This is a genomic window from Rhodococcus sp. NPDC004095, from assembly GCF_053604015.1.
The window spans coordinates 62,508-78,889 of the sequence record NZ_JBSGGS010000021.1; the positions used below are offsets into that span (position 1 = coordinate 62,508).

The 16,382-nt window shown below is 70.2% G+C and carries 15 protein-coding genes and 1 pseudogene; 2 read left to right on the forward strand and 14 right to left on the reverse strand.

Annotated features, from left to right (window positions below; genetic code table 11):
* Window positions 1-7: 7 nt before the first annotated feature.
* The 9 genes and pseudogenes from ACWEPG_RS26790 to ACWEPG_RS26830 form a co-directional block, all read right to left on the reverse strand.
* Window positions 8-2,488 carry an FtsX-like permease family protein gene (locus ACWEPG_RS26790; protein ID WP_452595745.1) on the reverse strand — a complete coding sequence of 827 codons (2,481 nt, stop codon included), beginning with the start codon at window positions 2,486-2,488 and terminating at the stop codon, window positions 8-10.
* Window positions 2,482-3,228, reverse strand: a pseudogene (locus ACWEPG_RS26795) (ABC transporter ATP-binding protein). The gene ACWEPG_RS26790 and the pseudogene ACWEPG_RS26795 overlap by 7 nt, the downstream one beginning before the upstream one ends.
* Before the next feature lie 162 nt (window positions 3,229-3,390).
* On the reverse strand, window positions 3,391-4,071 hold the full coding sequence (locus ACWEPG_RS26800) for a response regulator (protein WP_450115752.1): 681 nt from the start codon (window positions 4,069-4,071) through the stop codon (window positions 3,391-3,393).
* Between the two features lie 7 nt (window positions 4,072-4,078).
* A complete protein-coding gene (locus tag ACWEPG_RS26805; RefSeq protein WP_450115753.1) occupies window positions 4,079-5,275 on the reverse strand; it encodes a sensor histidine kinase in 1,197 nt (398 codons plus the stop codon).
* 124 nt (window positions 5,276-5,399) lie between these two features.
* Window positions 5,400-6,557 carry an acyl-CoA dehydrogenase gene (locus tag ACWEPG_RS26810; protein ID WP_450115754.1) on the reverse strand — a complete coding sequence of 386 codons (1,158 nt, stop codon included), beginning with the start codon at window positions 6,555-6,557 and terminating at the stop codon, window positions 5,400-5,402.
* 147 nt (window positions 6,558-6,704) lie between these two features.
* Window positions 6,705-7,379 (reverse strand): TetR family transcriptional regulator, encoded by a 675-nt coding sequence (locus ACWEPG_RS26815; RefSeq protein ID WP_450115755.1) that lies wholly within the window; start codon window positions 7,377-7,379, stop codon window positions 6,705-6,707.
* A 74-nt stretch (window positions 7,380-7,453) separates the two neighbouring features.
* Window positions 7,454-8,560, reverse strand: coding sequence for a hypothetical protein (locus ACWEPG_RS26820; RefSeq protein ID WP_450117210.1), 1,107 nt, complete (start codon window positions 8,558-8,560; stop codon window positions 7,454-7,456).
* A gap of 144 nt (window positions 8,561-8,704) precedes the next feature.
* Window positions 8,705-9,214 (reverse strand): 5-(carboxyamino)imidazole ribonucleotide mutase, encoded by a 510-nt coding sequence (gene purE / locus ACWEPG_RS26825; protein WP_450117211.1) that lies wholly within the window; start codon window positions 9,212-9,214, stop codon window positions 8,705-8,707.
* 86 nt (window positions 9,215-9,300) lie between these two features.
* Complete coding sequence (locus ACWEPG_RS26830) at window positions 9,301-10,566, reverse strand: 5-(carboxyamino)imidazole ribonucleotide synthase (RefSeq protein WP_450117212.1); 1,266 nt, start codon at window positions 10,564-10,566, stop codon at window positions 9,301-9,303.
* Window positions 10,567-10,698: 132 nt separating this feature from the next.
* Between ACWEPG_RS26830 and ACWEPG_RS26835 the strand changes: the two genes are divergently transcribed.
* Window positions 10,699-11,253: a GtrA family protein gene (locus ACWEPG_RS26835; RefSeq protein ID WP_450117213.1), complete on the forward strand. Its 555-nt coding sequence runs from the start codon at window positions 10,699-10,701 to the stop codon at window positions 11,251-11,253.
* Window positions 11,254-11,268: 15 nt separating this feature from the next.
* Here ACWEPG_RS26835 and ACWEPG_RS26840 read toward each other — a convergent pair whose 3' ends face one another.
* From ACWEPG_RS26840 to ACWEPG_RS26860, 5 genes are read right to left on the reverse strand one after another with little or no spacing between them, the layout of a single operon-like run.
* Window positions 11,269-12,573, reverse strand: coding sequence for a sensor histidine kinase (locus ACWEPG_RS26840; protein ID WP_450117214.1), 1,305 nt, complete (start codon window positions 12,571-12,573; stop codon window positions 11,269-11,271).
* A 16-nt stretch (window positions 12,574-12,589) separates the two neighbouring features.
* Entirely contained in the window at window positions 12,590-13,267 is a 678-nt protein-coding gene (locus ACWEPG_RS26845; RefSeq protein ID WP_450117215.1) for a response regulator transcription factor, read from the reverse strand.
* A 49-nt stretch (window positions 13,268-13,316) separates the two neighbouring features.
* Window positions 13,317-13,940, reverse strand: a complete 624-nt coding sequence (locus ACWEPG_RS26850) for a PH domain-containing protein (protein ID WP_450117219.1) — start codon at window positions 13,938-13,940, stop codon at window positions 13,317-13,319.
* Window positions 13,941-13,958: 18 nt separating this feature from the next.
* Window positions 13,959-15,269 (reverse strand): AI-2E family transporter, encoded by a 1,311-nt coding sequence (locus ACWEPG_RS26855; protein ID WP_450117216.1) that lies wholly within the window; start codon window positions 15,267-15,269, stop codon window positions 13,959-13,961.
* Window positions 15,266-15,718 (reverse strand): DUF6069 family protein, encoded by a 453-nt coding sequence (locus ACWEPG_RS26860; RefSeq protein WP_450117217.1) that lies wholly within the window; start codon window positions 15,716-15,718, stop codon window positions 15,266-15,268. The genes ACWEPG_RS26855 and ACWEPG_RS26860 overlap by 4 nt, the downstream gene beginning before the upstream one ends.
* A 148-nt stretch (window positions 15,719-15,866) precedes the next feature.
* Here ACWEPG_RS26860 and ACWEPG_RS26865 point away from each other — a divergent pair, with 148 nt between their 5' ends.
* Complete coding sequence (locus ACWEPG_RS26865; RefSeq protein WP_450117218.1) at window positions 15,867-16,286, forward strand: DUF7144 family membrane protein; 420 nt, start codon at window positions 15,867-15,869, stop codon at window positions 16,284-16,286.
* Window positions 16,287-16,382 lie beyond the last annotated feature (96 nt).

Consider the following 16,382-nt stretch of genomic DNA (forward strand, 5'->3'; position numbering starts at 1 on the left):
GCCCCGCTCAGACGGCAAGCGCCTGAACCGGAGTGGCCCGCGCCGCGGTTCGGGCAGGCACCACCGCGGCGATCACCCCGGCCACGCCGCCGACCAGCACGATCAGCGCCAACTGCAGCCACGGCATCGAACCCGGGGCCAGACTGTCGATGCCGAACACCGAGGCCGTCCCGGCGGCGCCGAGGACCGACCCGAGCACCACCCCCAGCGCCGACGCGACAACCGCGACCAGCACGGCCTCACAGATGAGCAGGCATCGAAGACCGGACCGGGTCACGCCGAGTGCCCGCAGCAGACCCGACTCGCGCCGGCGCTCGATCACCGACAGCGCCATCGTGTTGCCGACACCGATCAGCGCGATCAGCACCGCCACCGACAGCAGTCCGACCACCACCAGCAGCAGGACGTCGAGGATCGAGTCGATCGCCGCACGCATCGACACCGCCCCTCCCACCTCGGCGGTGGGGGCGAACTCCTCTGCCACGTCGGTGATCTCGCTCTGCGCGGCCACGAGGTCGCGGTCGGGCAATCCGTCCACCAACCGGATCCACAGCGACTGTGGAACCGCCGCCAGGGCAAGGGCGTCGGCCCGCTCGACCAGCGCCGGCTGTCCCTCCCGGCCCGCCACCACCGTCAGGGACCGGCGGATACCCGCGCGCTCGACGTCCAGCCGGCCGCCGGGCGCGGCGCCGACCGCCTCCGCCTGTTCCGGCGACAGCGAGATCTCCCCGGCCGCGGGCAACGTCAACGGGATCCGCAGGGTCGCGGCCGTCTGCACCCGGTCGACACCGAGGACGGCGAGCCGGGTGCCGTCACCGGCGACCACGTCGGCCCCAAGCAGGGGTGCTGTCGAGGTCACCGACTCGATCCCCTCGATCCGCCCCTCGAGGCCCGGCGGCAGACCGGTGTCGGCGTCGATCGTGACGTCGACCGGGAACTGCTCGTCCAGCGCCCGCGGCGCCGCCGCTCCGACCGTGGCGATCCCGACGACCATCGTCGCGGTGACCGTCACCCCGACCAGCAGTGCCGTCGCGGTCGCGGTGGTCCGACGCGGGTTCCGCAGCGCATTGCCAACCGCCAACTCCCCCAGGGGTCCGACCAGCCGCGCAGGCACCCTGCCCACCGCGGCCACCAGCGGCGGCACGATGCTCCGGCCGAGGACGACCACACCGAGCGCAGTCCCGATGCCGCCAGCGCAGGCGACCGCCACCTGCTCGGCGTACACCCCGAGTCCGAGCACCGTGATTCCGGCGAGGAGTCCGGCCACCCCGGCGACCAGCCGTGTCCTCGAGGTCGCCGCCGATTCGGCGGTCGCCTCGACGGGCGCGAGCGCGGCCAGTGGGGAGACGCGAGTGGCGGCGCGGGCCGGTGCCACCGCGGCCAGGTAGGTGACGATGATTCCGACCGCGAGACCGGCCAGGACGGCGGCCGGGGTGACGGCCAGTGTGTCCAGCGGCACCGGTGCATCGAACGCCGCGGCCGCCCGGGTCACAGCCCACGCCAGCCCGATTCCGGCGAGCACCCCGGCCGTCGACGCCGCGACCCCGACGGCGAGGGCCTCGATCCCGGTGCTGCGCCGGATCTGACGCGCGGTGGCGCCGACGCACCGCAGCAGCGCCAGTTCGCGCGTTCGCGCGGCCAGCAGCACCGCGAACGTGTTCGCGATGACCAGTCCCGCGACGACCACCGCGACGGCGGCGAAGGCCAGCAGCACGTTGCGGATGGCGTCGGTGTCGCCGAGGTACGCCTTCGACGCCAGCTCGGCCCGCTCGGATCCGGTGTGCACGGTGACGTCCGGCCCGAGTGCCGCGGCGACCGCGTCCCTCAGCGCGGCCGGATCGCCGTCGCCGGCCACCCGGATCTCGTGCGCCACCGCACCATCCGGCCCACCGTCCCCCGCCCAAGCCTCGAGCTGCTGGTTCGTCGTGTACACCGCCGCACCACCGAGACGCTGCGCGCTGCCGGACAGGTCGATTTCGCCGACCACCGTCGCCGTGCCGGTGACCGCTTCCGTCCGCTCGTCGGCGCGCGCGCCGCGCACGGTCACCGCCACGCTGTCCCCGATCGCGAGTCCCGCGCCGGATCCGACCGCGATCTCCCCGGGCCCGGTCGGGTAGCGGCCCTGGGCGAGCCGCTGCCAGCGCAGGTCCGGCGCCTCCGCGAGCGAGGTGATCGTGCCGAACAGCTTGCCGCGACCGGCGGCGGCGACCTTCACCGGCGCCTGCGCGTCGACGGTGACCGCCCGCACTCCGGGGAGGGTCGCGACCTGCTCGGCCGCGGCTCGCGCCCGCCCGGCGCCCGCGAGGTCGTCGACCACCACCGTGGTCGTCCGGTACTGACCGGCGAGCGAGTTGGTCACGCTCGCGGAGGTCGTCGAACCGAGTACCAGCGTCGCGACCACGAAGGCCACCGCGATCAGGATGGCGGCACCGGAGGCCAGGTAGCGGCCGCCGTGGGCGCGGACCTGCGCCAACGTCAGGCTCAGCATGCGCGCGCCCCCAGGCCTCGCATCGTCTCGATCACCGAATCCGGCGTCGGAGAGTCGATTTCACCGGCAACGTGGCCGTCGGCGAGCAGCACGACCCGGTCGGCGTAGGACGCGGCGACCGGGTCGTGGGTCACCATCACCACGGTCTGCCCGACCTCCCGGACGCTGGCGCGCAGCAGCGCGAGCACCTCGGCGCCCGCGTGCGAGTCCAGGTTGCCGGTGGGTTCGTCCGCGAACACGACGTCGGGTCGGGGCAGCAGCGCCCGGGCGACCGCGACCCGTTGTTGCTAGCCACCGGACAACTCGTGCGGCCGATGCGCCAGCCGATCGCTCAATCCGAGCCGGGTGACGATCTGATGCATCCACATCCGGTCGGGCTCGACGCCGGCCAGGCGCATGGGCAGCAGCATGTTCTCCTCCGCGGTGAGCACCGGCAGCAGGTTGAACGCCTGGAACACGAACCCTATCCGGTCGCGGCGCAGTTCGGTCAGGCCCCGGTCGTCGAGTCCGGTCAGGTCGGTCTCCCCGAGATACACCCGGCCGCTGGACGGCTCGTCCAGGCCGGCGAGGCAGTGCATCAGAGTCGACTTGCCGGACCCGGACGGGCCCATGATCGCGGTGAAGGCGCCGCGGCGGAACTCGACGTCCACCGCGTCCAGCGCGCGGACCGCGGCCTCCCCTTCCCCGTGCAGTTTGGTCAACGCGACCGCGCGTGCCGCCGAAATGTCCAGTGTGGTCATGCTTTCCACGCTAGGTGCGCGGACACGTCCGGGTCGTCGCCGTGCGGGGGGATCTTCGATGGTGCCGCGTCATACCCACCGCCGGTGGTGTGTCATACCGGAGGGGGACACCGCTGACGCCATCCCGCGGGACGGGGCCGAGATCGGCGGAACGCGCGGGCACTACCCGCGGAGCAGGTCCTCGGGCCGGACCAGGCCGATCCGGTACGCGAATACCACCGCCTGCACCCGGTCGCGCGAATCCGTCTTCGAAAGTACCCGTCCCACATGCGTTTTCACGGTCGCCTCCGAGACGTGGAATCGCGCCGCGATCTCGGCGTTGGACAACCCGTACGCCATCGCCTCGAGCACCTCCACCTCCCGCGGGGTCAGATCGTCCGGAAGACGCTGCGGCGGACCGGACAGGATCGGCCCCACGTGCTGCAGCAGCCGGCGAGTCGAGCGGGCCGCGATCACCGCGTCACCGCGGTGCACCGTCCGCAGTGCGGCGAGCAGTTCCTCCGGCTGGGCGTCCTTGAGGAGAAATCCGCTGGCCCCGGCCGAGATCGCACCGATCACGTACTCGTCGTTGTCGAAGGTGGTCAATACCACCACCTTCGGGGCCGGCTCGCCGGCCGTCATGCGCCGGGTCGCCTCGATGCCGTCCAGGTTCGGCATCTGCACGTCCATCAGCACCACGTCGGCCCGGACGTCGGCCAGCTCACGCAACGCCTGCGCGCCGTCCGATGCCTCGACCACCACGGTCATGTCCGGCTGGGAGTCGATAACCATCCGGAAGCCCGCCCGGACCAGTTGCTGGTCGTCGACCAGGGCCACCCGGATCGGGTTCCCGTCATCCGACATCGTGTTCTCACACCCTTCTCGTGTACGGCAATTCGGTTCGAACCCGGTACCCGCCGCCGGGGATCGGACCGGCGTCGAAGTCGCCGCCGTGCAGTTCCGCTCGTTCCCGCATCCCCAGCACTCCCTGCCCGCCACCCGTCGAGGGGACGAGCGCTCCGGCGGCCCCGCGACCGTCGTCGACGATGCTCAACTCGAGCCCGTGGTCGGCCCACCGCACCGTGACCACGACCTGCGCGGCCGGTCCCGCGTGTTTGAGCACGTTGGTCAACGACTCCTGCACGATCCGGTACGCGGTCAGTCCGGCGCCGGTGGACAGCTCGCGCGGCTCCCCCTCGACCTGCAGGTCGACCCGCAGTCCGCCGCGCCGCACGTCACCCACCAACTCCTCGATGTCCGACACCTGCGGCGTCGAGCGCGTCTCCCGCGGGGCGTCCTCACGCAGCACCGACAGCAGCGCGCGCATGTCCGTCAGCGCCTGCCTGCCGGTTTCGGCGATCGTCTCGAGTGCGGCGACCGCGGCCGCGGGATCCGAGGGCGCACCGTAGCGTCCGCCGTCGGCCTGGGCGATCACGACGGTCAGCGAATGTGCCACGATGTCGTGCATTTCGCGGGCGATGCGGGTGCGTTCGCCCATCGCCGCCAGTTCCGCCTCCTGCGCCCGCTCGAGTTCGAGCAACCGCGCCCGCTCGGTCAGGCCCTCGAGTTCCTGGTTGCGTACCCGCCGCAGATCGCCGAACGCCCACACCGCGACGACGATCACGATCAGGAACGCCGTGGTGAACGTCGTTCCCTGCCAGTTCATGGACTCGCCGCGGAAGTAGCGCAACCCGGCCGCCAGTGCGCCGAGGAGCGCGACGGCCAGTCCGGTGCTGCTCGCCCACCGGGGACCGTAGGCGGCGAGCGCGTACAGCGCGATCGGGACCGCGATCACCGACGGCAGCATCATGTTCGGCACCAGGATCACATGCGCGACCGCGAAGGCCGCCACCGTCATCCCGGCCGCGGCCACGTGGGTACGCCGCCAGGCCAGGGGCACCGTCATGCCCAGCGTGATCAGGACCGCGACGAGGTCGACGCCCTCGCCGGTGAACGCCACCAGGGTGCCGCAGAGCAACGTCAGCAGCACCGCGACCGTGCGGTCGATGCCGACGACGTGCTCGGCACTCCAGCGGTACCACCGCTCGCTCAGCGGGAATCGGGGCATGGGCACCAGCGTAGCCACCGTTCCCGGCATCCTCCCCGGAGACGACAGTGCCCGAATGGCCCATCCGTTCAGTTCGATTGAACGAATGGGCCATTCGGGAACGCTGGGGGTGTTGTGCGTCAGCTCACTTGAGCAGGGCGCGCGACATGACGACGCGCTGAATCTGGTTGGTGCCCTCGTAGATCTGGGTGATCTTGGCGTCGCGCATCATCCGCTCGACCGGGAAGTCGGTGGTGTAGCCGGCGCCACCGAACAGCTGCACCGCGTTGGTGGTGACCTCCATCGCGACGTCGGAGGCCAGGCACTTGGCGGCGGCGGAGATGAAGCCGAGGTTCTTCTCGCCGCGCTCGGCACGAGCGGCCGCGGTGTAGACCATGAGGCGGGCCGACTCGATCTTCATCGCCATGTCGGCGAGCATGAACTGGGTGTTCTGGAACGACGCGATCGAGGTGCCGAACTGCTTGCGGTCCTTGGTGTACGCGAGTGCGGCGTCGAACGCACCCTGGGCCAGACCGATCGCCTGCGCGCCGATGGTCGGGCGGGTGTGGTCGAGGGTCTCGAGGGCGGTCTTGAAGCCGGTGCCTGGCTCGCCGATGATCCGGTCGCCCGGGATGCGGCAGTTCTCGAAGTACAGCTCGGCGGTCGGCGAGCCCTTGATGCCGAGCTTGTGCTCGAGCGGGCCGACGACGAAGCCCTCGTCGTCCTTGTGGACCATGAACGCGGAGATGCCGTTGGCGCCCTTGTCGGCGTCGGTGACGGCCATGACGGTGTACCAGGTGGACTGGCCGCCGTTGGTGATCCAGCACTTGGAGCCGTTGAGGATCCAGTCGTCGCCGTCGGCCTTGGCGCGGGTACGCATCGCGGCGGCGTCGGAGCCGGCCTCACGCTCGGAGAGCGCGTAGGACGCCATCGCACCGCCGGCGATCTCGGGGAGCACCTTCTTCTTCAGCTCCTCGGAGCCCTTGAGGATCAGGCCCATGGTGCCGAGCTTGTTGACGGCGGGGATCAGCGAGGAGGAACCGCAGACACGCGCGACCTCTTCGATGACGATGCACGCGGCGACGGAGTCGGCGCCCTGGCCGTCGTATGCCTCGGGGACGTGGACGGCGTTGAAGCCGGACGCGATGAGGGCATCGAGCGCCTCCTTCGGGAACCGGGCCTTCTCGTCGACCTCCTTGGCGTACGGCGCGATCTCCTTCTCGGCCAGCGCGCGGATCGCGGCCCGCAGCTCGTCGTGCTCGTCAGCGAGCTTGAACAGGTCGAAGTCCGGGTTTCCAGCCATCAGTCGCTCCTTGGTGGGAAGTCGCGTCACCGCATGTGGGTCAGACGATCAGCGCGGCACTCAGTGCCATTCACGGGCCATCATACCGCACACCCTCCGACGAGCTCGGGGTACTACGTGCCAGGGCGCGGCACCGAGTGCCACCCTTTACGACCGATGACCGTCCAGCCTGCGCTGGAGCAGGTCCGCCACGCGCTGGGGCGCGGTCCCGCGCGGGAACACCGCGACCACGACGTCCTCGTCCCGATCGGATTCGGTGTCCGCCGGGTCCACACGCCGGCGGATCTCGGCGAGCGCTGCCCGCAACTCCGGGGAGGTGGTCTCGGCGCCGTCGCGCACCATCCGGCGCAGCAGGTAGTTGTGCGTCGCGGTCACCGATGCCGCGAACTGCACGCGGGCGAGGTCGTCGGCGTCGGGCAGCGCACGACGGAGGTACTCGACGAAGAGCCGCTCGTAGCGGTAGCCGGTGACGATCTCGCGGTCCCGCAGTGCGGGCACCTCGTGCACCACCGCGTACCGGCGGGCGGCGACGTCGTCCCAGTGCGAGAAGCGCTCGAAGACGATCACGGCCGCATCGCACACCGCATCCCAGGGGTCGGCGTGGTCCTCGGCGAGGAACCGGGACGCCTGTGCGAGCAGGATCTCGTGGTCGGCGAAGACCACGTCCTCCTTGGACCGGAACTGCCGGAAGAACGTCCGGCGCGAAATGCCCGCGGCGTCGGCGATCTCGTCGACGCTGGTGGCCTCGTACCCCTGCTCGGAGAACAGCCGTAGCGCCTCCGACACCACCTGAAGCCGAAAGCTGTCTGAATCGTCGGGCATGGCCTCAGCGTAGAGGCGCTTCGCGCCTGTGCGCCTTTTCGGTGGCTGGAGCCACCGAAAAGGCGCACAGGCGCCTACGGTGCGACGGAGGACCAGTCGGCGAAGCCGGTCGGGTCGTGACGCCCCATGCTTGCGTGCTCGAACAGACCCGCGCCGGGCACGCCGTTGCAGGTGGCGGAGGCGGAGAAATCACTGACGCCGAACGGGATTCGGCCCGCGATCGCCGGATCGGTGAGGTCGTAGACGGCCCGCTCCGACCAGTTCCGGCCCCGCCACTGACCGTGCGACCACTCCGGGTCGCCGCCGTAGCCGGCGCCGACGTGCAGCGCGATCCCGGTGCGCGGGGTGACCTCGATCGTCACCGGGCTGCCGTCCGCGGCCGTCATGTTCAGCGTCGCGGCCAGCGCCCGCCGGGTTCCGGACGCGTACTTGAAGTCGACCCGCGGCCAGCCGAGCTGCTCGACCCGGCCGTCATCCCAGATCCGGGTGGCGTCGTTCAGCGTGCGGAACCCGTCGGGACTCTCCTGCACGATGACGATCACCGAGAAGCCCTCGAAGCGCAGTGGCACGTACAGCCACCAGAACCCCTCCGACGGGTTCTCCACCAGCCGGCCCGCCGGATCCGGGTCGCCGACCGGACGGATACCCCACGACCGGTCGCGGGTGCCCATCCACCGGTCCGGGGTGACCGCGACGTCCTCGCCGTCGACCGACAGCACCCCCGACCACGCCCCGGTCTGCGCGAACCGGCTCGATTCCAGTTGCGGCCGCAGTCCGTTCGTCAGCAGGTGCGGCTGCTCCTGGACGGCAGGGCACGTTCCCTCCCACGTCAGGTCGAAGCCGAGCCCACCGGCGTCGTCGCCCTCGCACACCACCCGCAACTTCCGCAGCGGCTCGATCACCTCGATGCGGTACCCGCCGACCTTCAGGTCGAGCGAACGGTGTTCGAGCGCGTCGGAGAATCGCACCGCGACCTGCCGGTCGCCCTTGCGGACGGTGGCGAACGCATCGGTGACGCCGAGGTTCGGGTACACCCCGAACCCGGTCACCAGGAACAGGTCACTTCCCACATCGAGCGCGTTGAAGTAGGAGCGGTCGTAGAAGTTCTTGTCGCTGGAGACGACCCGCGACATCGGCAGCGGCGTCTGGTGGATGGGGTACTCGTCGAGCGGTGCGGGCATGGCGACACTCCAGGGCTCGTTACACGACAGGGCTGGTTCCGTTACAGGGTGATACGAAAAACCGTCCCTGCGAATCTAACCCCGGCCACCGGTGGCGCGTGACCGAATCGACCAAGCCGTATCGACCCGGCCGAATCCGACCGGCTAGCCCAACAGCTTCGCGCGCAGCGCCGCGTCCTTCTCCAGCACCATCGACTCCAGGCCGGACTGGAACCGCTCCATCGCCTCCCGGACCGCGGGGTCGGCGGTGCCGATGATCCGCGCCGCGAGCAGTCCGGCATTGCGGGCGCCACCGATCGAGACGGTCGCCACCGGCACACCGGCCGGCATCTGCACGATCGACAACAGCGAGTCCATGCCGTCGAGGTACTTCAGCGGAACCGGAACACCGATCACCGGCAGCGGCGTCGCGGACGCGACCATGCCCGGCAGGTGCGCGGCGCCGCCGGCGCCGGCGATGATCACCCGGATGCCGCGGCCCGCCGCGTCCTTCGCGTAGTCGAGCATCCGCTGCGGGGTGCGGTGCGCGGACACCACACCGACCTCGAACCGAATCCCGAATTCCGCCAATGCCTCGGCAGCGGCTTCCATCGTCGGCCAGTCCGAGTCGCTGCCCATGATCAGGCCGACCAGCGGTCCCTGCTGCTCCGTCATCGCGTCTCCCAGTCGTGAAGTTCGTGTCGTGAAGGTTCGTGTCGTGAGGGCGGGAAGGGCACCGACCATTCCCAGCCCGCGCCCGCTCAGTGCGCGGCGTGCGGATCCCAGCCGTCGGTCCACACCGCGTGCGAGAGCCAGTGCGCCGCCCGCTCCGCGCGCTCACGGACCGCGGCCACGTACTCCGGGTCGTCGAGCGAGCCGGATGCGGCACCGACCACGTTCACGTGCCCGATCTTGCGGTCCTTGCGCTCACCCTTGCCGTACAGGTGCACCTTCGCGTCGGGCATCCGCGCGAACAGGTGGTGCAGCCGCTCGTCCATGCTCATCTCGGGTGCCTCGGGGGCACCGAGCACGTTCGCCATCACCGTGACCGGCGCGATCGGCGCCGGATCACCGAGCGGGTAGTCCAGAACGGCGCGCAGGTGCTGCTCGAACTGCGAGGTCCGGGCGCCGTCCTGGGTCCAGTGCCCGGAGTTGTGCGGCCGCATCGCGAGCTCGTTGACGATCAGCCGGCCGTCGACGGTCTCGAACAGTTCGACGGCCATCGCGCCGGTCGCGCCGAGCGCCGCCGAGATCCGCAACGCCATCTGCTCGGCCTGCTCGGCCACCTCGTCGGACAAATCCGGCGCCGGTGCGATCACCACCGCACACTGGCCCTGCCGCTGCACGGTCTCGACAACCGGCCACGTCGCGCCCTGCCCGAACGGCGAACGGGCCACCATCGCCGACAACTCCCGGCGCATCGGGACCTTCTGCTCGACCATCAGGGTGACGCCCTTGTCGAGTTGTTCGGCGACGATCGCCTCCGCCTCCTCGGCGTCGGACGGCATCCACACGCCACGGCCGTCGTAGCCGCCGCGGACCGCCTTTAGCACGATGTCCCAGCCGTGCTCGTTCGCGAACTTCTCCACGTCACCAGCCCAGGTGACCTCGGCGAACGCCGGGACCGGTGCACCGAGCTCGGCGAGGGTGCGGCGCATCGCGAGCTTGTCCTGCGCGTAGATCAGCGCCTGCGGCGGCGGCTGCACGTTCACACCCTCCGACACCAGCACGTCGAGGTGGTCGGTGGGGACGTGCTCGTGGTCGAACGTCAGCGCCGACGACCCGACGGCGACGGTGCGCAGGGCGTCCAGATCGGTGTGGCTGCCGAGCACCACGTCGGCGCTGACCTGCGCGGCCGGCTCGTCCGGTCCGCCGGAGAGCACCCGCAGGCACTGACCGAGCTCGATCGCCGCCTGGTGCGTCATCCGGGCCAGCTGGCCCCCACCGATCATCGCGACCACCGGCATCGCGGCGTTCGAGCCGCGGGGGGTCGAGGGGCGGGCCTGGGATCCGGAATCAACGCTCACGGGTGTCCATGGTGTCACGACCGGCACGGTGGTCGCCCCGCAGGTGTCGCCGGTCACCGCGAACCTGAGAACGACCTGTGTTCGGAGTGTCCGGTCGGGACTCGCCGGAGCGGGTTCGTAGAATGACCTGCTGTGTCTTTTGTCGATCAGGCGCTCAGCCGCGTGCCCACACCGTTACGGGACGTCGTGGTGCGTCATCGTGAACTGATCAAGTTCGCGATCGTCGGCGGCACCACCATGGTCTTCGACCTGGCCATCTTCTACACCCTGAGCCTCACGGTTCTGGAGCAGAAGCCGGTCGTCGCCAAGATCATCTCCGGCGTGATGGCCACCGTCCTCAGCTACGTTCTCAACCGCGAGTGGTCCTTCAAGAACCGCGGCGGGCGCGAACGCCACCACGAGGCGATCCTGTTCTTCGTCATCAGCCTGATCGGTGTCGGCATCGCCGCGGCGCCGCTGTGGATCGCGAACAACGTGTTCGACATCCGCGCCGACCGGACCAGTGTGACCACGGTCGTGATCATCGACTTCGTGCTCAACTACATCATCGGCAACCTGCTGCAGATGGCGTTCCGGTTCTGGGCGCTGCGCCGATTCGCCTTCCCCGAGGAGAACGCCCGCGGCGGCGCGGACGACTACGACCCGACACCGGACGAACTCGCCCAGTCGGAACCCACCACCCCCTGACGCGACCGCCGGCGCTCACCGCGGTTCCGACGAGGCCCCGGCGTCCGGTTTCCGCTCCGTCGGCAGGAACAGCGCGAACAGCGCCGGCCGGCGCCGCTGCAGGTCCAGTCGCCCGCCGTCGGCCTCGACGAGCGCTCGCGCGAGCGCCAACCCGACACCGGTGGATCCGCCCGCGGAGAACCCGCGGTCGAAGATGTGCGGGGCCAGCTGATCGCTGACGCCCTCCCCCTCGTCCCCGACCTCCACGCACACCATCGCCTCCCGTCGCGGCCCCACTCCAGGGACGAGCCGCACCACCACCGTGCACGTGCCCGCGCCGTGCATCAGCGCGTTGTCGACGAGGACCGCGACCGACTCCCGCAACCGGGACGGGGTCGCGGCCGTCCGCACCTGCCGGTCACCGCGCAGCACCAGCGACCGCCCGGCCTGCTCGTACTGGGGCTGCCACTCGGCGACGACGGCGGCGAGCTCCGAAATCACCTCCAGCGCCTGCCGGTCCTGCCCGTCACTGCGCGCCGACCTGACCAGCTCGTCGATCGCCGTGGTCAGCCGGTCCACCTGCGCCATCGCCGCGTTCGCCTCGTCGACGACGTCCGGGTCCGGGTGCACCGACAGTTCGTCGAGCCGCAGGCGCACCGCCGTCAGCCGGCTCCGCAGCTGGTGGGACACGTCGCCGACGAGGGCACGCTCGCGTTGCAGCCGGCCCGCGATCTCGATCGTGACCGAGTCCAGGACATCGGAAACCCGGTCCAGCTCGGGGATCCCGTAGCGGCGGACATCGGTACGGAAGTCACCTTTGGCCAGGCGCGCCGCGCGGTCGGCGACGTCCTGCAGCGGGTCCGCGAGGCGCCGGGCGGTGACCGTCGCGACCGCGGTACCCGCCGCGAGGGAGGCCAGCACGACCAACCCGACCGCCCCGACGGCCTGCTGCTGCAGGATCCGCATCGACGCGGACGGCGTCTCCAGGCGCAACGATCCGGAGCGTCCCATCGAGATCGCCTCGACGAGCGGCGCGTCCACCGTGTCCGCTCCGATATCGACGCGGGTTTCCGGGTTCTCCGGGGTCGGGTAGATCACCGTCAGGCGGCCCCCGTCGGGAACGGCCACCCGCAGCGAGCTCACATCGAGGGTGCCCTCGATCAGTCCGGTCTGCCCCTCCTGCGCGATGATCTCGGCGGACATCCGATCGAGCCGCGCCTGCAGGTCACTGCGGGTGAAGTCCTCCACCCACAGCCACGCGGTGTAGGTGAGCGGCAAACCGAGCAGCAGTCCGGTGACCAGGACCACCGCGATGATGGACAGTTGGATGCGGCGGCGCACGACGCTGCCCTCCCGCTCAGTTGTTCAGGCGGAATCCGACACCGCGCACGGTGGCGATGCGCCGCTCCCCGATCGGCCCCTCGTCGCCGATCTTTCGGCGCAGCCAGGACATGTGCATGTCCAGGGTCTTGGAACCGCGTAGGTCGGCGTCACCCCACACCTCCTGCAGGATGACGTCGCGGGAGACGACCTCACCGGCGTGGTCCATGAGCACCTTGAGCAGCTCGTACTCCTTGTTGGCGAGCGAGATCTCGCTGCCCCCGACGAGCACCCGCCGGGCCGCGGGCTCGAGCCGGATGTCACCGACCTCGAGGGTCGAGTCCTCGGGGCCGCCGCGTCGGCGCAGCAGTGCCCGCACCCGGGCCATCAGTTCGGCCAGCCGGAACGGTTTGCCGACGTAGTCGTCGGCGCCCGCGTCGAGACCGACGACGAAGTCCACCTCGTCGGTGCGGGCGGTGAGCATCAGCACCGCGAGCTCCGACCCGTTGGCGCGCAGCTGCCGGCACACCTCGAGGCCGTCCATCCCCGGCAGCCCGAGATCGAGGATCAGTAGGTCGAACGAGCCACTCAGGGCCAGGTCGAGGGTGGCCGGCCCGGCCTCCTCGACGGTCACGTCGTAGCCTTCACGGCCCAGTGCACGCGACAGTGGCGCGGCGATGGCCTCATCGTCCTCGGCAAGAAGTACGGCAGTCACGGGACCACCCTACGGAGCCGCCCCGCCGGGTGAGATGCCGAACGGCAGATCAGCGACGCCAGCCCCGGCGCGGCGGACGCTCGTCGCCGCTCCCCGCGTCCGGTGCACGCCCACCGAAGTCCGTCGCGCCGCCGCCCTGATGCGCACCGCCCTGCTGTGGGCGGTCGTCCTGGTGCAACTGCATCGCGTCGAACACCTGGTGGTAGAGCAGCGAGTGGACGCGTTGCACGTCGGGAATGTCGTCGAATTCGAGCGGATCGTCCGCCGACGACGCGATCACCAGGGTTCCGGTGCGCATCATCCGGTCGATCAGGCCGTGCCGGAACTGCACGTTGCTGATCCTGCCCATCGGGATGTCGATACCGCTGTGGGTGAACACTCCCTGCCGGATCAGCACCCGCCGGTCGGTGACGATGAAATGCGTGGACTTCCAGGTGATCAACGGTGCGACGCACCGCCAGGCCACGACGGCCACCCACGCGAGCAGAACGATCAGCAACACCACCGTCCGCGCGGTGCCGTCGAGCCGGTCCTGCACCAGCCCGCCGACGAACCCGGCGACAGCGGTCCCGACGACGAACGTGATCGCCGGCAGCACCAGCATCTTCCAGTGCGGATGGCGGTGCAGCAACAGTTCCTCGTCGGCGGCGAGCGCGTCGTCCGGGTAGCCCATGCCGGAAGAGTCTGCCACCTACAGGCTGCGCCGAACGTCGGTGTCTTCGCCCCCGATGCGCCGAACGTCGGTGTCTTCGACCCCGGTGCGCCGAACCTCGGTGTCTTCGACCCCGCGGTCGTCGGCCCCGCTGCGCCCCACTTCGTTCGGCTCGCCCTCGGCCGCATCGTCGACGGCGTCGGCGACCTCCTCCGCGGCCGCGGCCTGCAGTTCCCGTGTCGCCTCCGCCGCCTCCTCCTCGGCGGTCAGCAACTCCTCCGCTGATGGCGCGGCCCCGGAGATCAGTGCGTTCGCCCACCGCGTCGACGGATCGATGTCGAGCAGCAACGCCTTGGTCAGCAGTGTCGCGGGAATCGCGAGCAGCGCACCGAGCGGGCCAAGCACCCAGCCCCAGAACACCAGCGCCAGGAACGTCACCGTGACCGACAACCCCACCGCGTCGCCGACGAACTTCGGCTGGATCACCGATTGGATGACGACGTTGATGACGCTGTAGACGACGATCACCCACAGCATCAACATCGGTCCGCCCTGCAGCAGCGCGATCAGTGCGGGCGGGACCAATCCGATGACGAAGCCGATGTTCGGGATGTAGTTGGTGATGAACGAGAGCAGGCCCCACAGGAGCGGCAGCGGAATGCCCAGCGCCCACAGTGCAAGTGAGTCGATCACCGCGACGATCAACCCGAACACGGTCGACACGATCAGGTAGCTGCGGGTGCCGGATGCAAAGGCGGAGAACGCGTAGGCGATGTCGGGTCGGGCGAACGCGACCGCGCGCATCCGGGCGCCGAACGAGCTTGCGTCCATCGCCATGAAGATCAGCAGGGCGAGGATGAAGAAGAGGTTCGAGAACACGCCGAGCAGCCCGACAAGCACGTCGTCGAGCAGCCCGACGACCTTGCCGAAGTCGATGCTCGAGAGCACCTTGTCCAGCTGTTCGGCCCCGATGTTCAACCGCCCGAACCAGGACTCCACGTCGGCGACCAGCTTGTCGGCCTTGTCGGCGTACTGCGGCAGCAGCGTCGCGAGCTGGGCCACCGAGATCGCGAGCGCCGCGACAAGTCCGAGCAACACGACGTAGACGGTGGTGAGCGTCCCGACCACGGCCACCCACTTCGGTGCACCCTTCCGCTGCAGCCAGTCCCCGAGCGGCTGCACAGCGACCACCAGCATCAGGGCCAGGAACACCGGGCCGACGATGCCGGAGAACCCGCGGATCCCGGCGATCGCGACCACCGCGCCGGCCGTCCCCAGCAGCACGATCAGGCCGCGCGGCCACGGCTCCTGGACCTGCTCACGCAGAGGGACCTCGACCGAGTGCCTCATTTCCACACCGTCGCCCGCCGGGCCACCCCGGGCAGCAGGCCGAGAATCGGCAGGCCGATCGACAGGTGCACGATCGCCGTGGCCACCCGGTCCGCCGTGACGGCGTCATAGACGAACGGCAGGATCACCGCCGCAACGAGCAGCAACCCCACGATCCAGCCGAAGAACGACACACCGCCGGGCGTGCTCGACTCGAGCAGGTACAGCAGGACCGCCGCCAGCAGCGCGGCGAGGAACCCGAGAACCGCGAATCGGACCGGGAGCGACAGGTCCGGGAGCCACGGCGGGGAGATGGGAACCACGCCGAAGGCCCGCGCGATCAGCGTGACGACCAGCGCGCTCAACGCCGTCACCATCGCCGCCGCAACGGCCCCCGGCCAGAACTTCGCGGCGGAAAGTCCCCGCTCGGGCGCGCCCGCGGCACCGCCCGTCTCCGGCCAACCCGTCATCTCGGTCCCCTTCCGAAGCACCCGAATCTCCCCCGAGGCTTCCCGGCCGCCGCCGTCCGAACCTCACCCGCGACGGATGAGGTTTTGCGGTCGGACATTGCCGAAACTTCAAGAGGACACTCACGACACATCTCGGAGAGGAACGGCCATGACCGACCACTCGGTGGCAAACCACAGCGACAGCGGTGTCAAGCAGGGATTTGCCGCGGGGACGTCCATCGCGGCGGCCATCCTGCTGCTGACCGTCGGCATCCTGCAGATCTTCCAGGGCATCTCGGCGCTCGCGAAGGACGAGGTCCTCGTGTTCGGCCCGGAGTACACCTACAAGTTCGACGTCACGACGTGGGGCTGGATCCACCTCGTGATCGGCATCCTGATCGCGCTGACCGGCTTCTTCCTGATGACCGGCGCGACCTGGGCCCGGATCACCGCGATCTTCCTGGCGGCCCTGTCGATCATCGCGAACTTCCTGTGGCTGCCGTACTACCCGCTGTGGTCGATCCTGATCATCGCGATCGACGTGGTGATCATCTGGGCGGTCACCACGTGGGACACCGAGCGGTACTGAATCGAGGAGATCCGCGCCGCGGCCACGATGGCGCAGGCCGACGAGTTCATCGAGGCGCTGTCCGACGGCTACGACACGGTCGTCGGCGAGCGCGGG

What these genes read in the sequence shown, in the direction of transcription:
- ACWEPG_RS26790 (WP_452595745.1), bottom strand. Translation starts at nt 2,488, where the DNA reads ATGCTGAGCCTGACGTTGGCGCAGGTCCGCGCCCACGGCGGCCGCTAC.
- ACWEPG_RS26800 (WP_450115752.1), bottom strand. Translation starts at nt 4,071, where the DNA reads ATGTCGGATGACGGGAACCCGATCCGGGTGGCCCTGGTCGACGACCAG.
- ACWEPG_RS26805 (WP_450115753.1), bottom strand. Translation starts at nt 5,275, where the DNA reads ATGCCCCGATTCCCGCTGAGCGAGCGGTGGTACCGCTGGAGTGCCGAG.
- ACWEPG_RS26810 (WP_450115754.1), bottom strand. Translation starts at nt 6,557, where the DNA reads ATGGCTGGAAACCCGGACTTCGACCTGTTCAAGCTCGCTGACGAGCAC.
- ACWEPG_RS26815 (WP_450115755.1), bottom strand. Translation starts at nt 7,379, where the DNA reads ATGCCCGACGATTCAGACAGCTTTCGGCTTCAGGTGGTGTCGGAGGCG.
- ACWEPG_RS26820 (WP_450117210.1), bottom strand. Translation starts at nt 8,560, where the DNA reads ATGCCCGCACCGCTCGACGAGTACCCCATCCACCAGACGCCGCTGCCG.
- purE (WP_450117211.1), bottom strand. Translation starts at nt 9,214, where the DNA reads ATGACGGAGCAGCAGGGACCGCTGGTCGGCCTGATCATGGGCAGCGAC.
- ACWEPG_RS26850 (WP_450117219.1), bottom strand. Translation starts at nt 13,940, where the DNA reads ATGGGCTACCCGGACGACGCGCTCGCCGCCGACGAGGAACTGTTGCTG.
- ACWEPG_RS26855 (WP_450117216.1), bottom strand. Translation starts at nt 15,269, where the DNA reads ATGAGGCACTCGGTCGAGGTCCCTCTGCGTGAGCAGGTCCAGGAGCCG.
- ACWEPG_RS26860 (WP_450117217.1), bottom strand. Translation starts at nt 15,718, where the DNA reads ATGACGGGTTGGCCGGAGACGGGCGGTGCCGCGGGCGCGCCCGAGCGG.
- ACWEPG_RS26865 (WP_450117218.1), top strand. Translation starts at nt 15,867, where the DNA reads ATGACCGACCACTCGGTGGCAAACCACAGCGACAGCGGTGTCAAGCAG.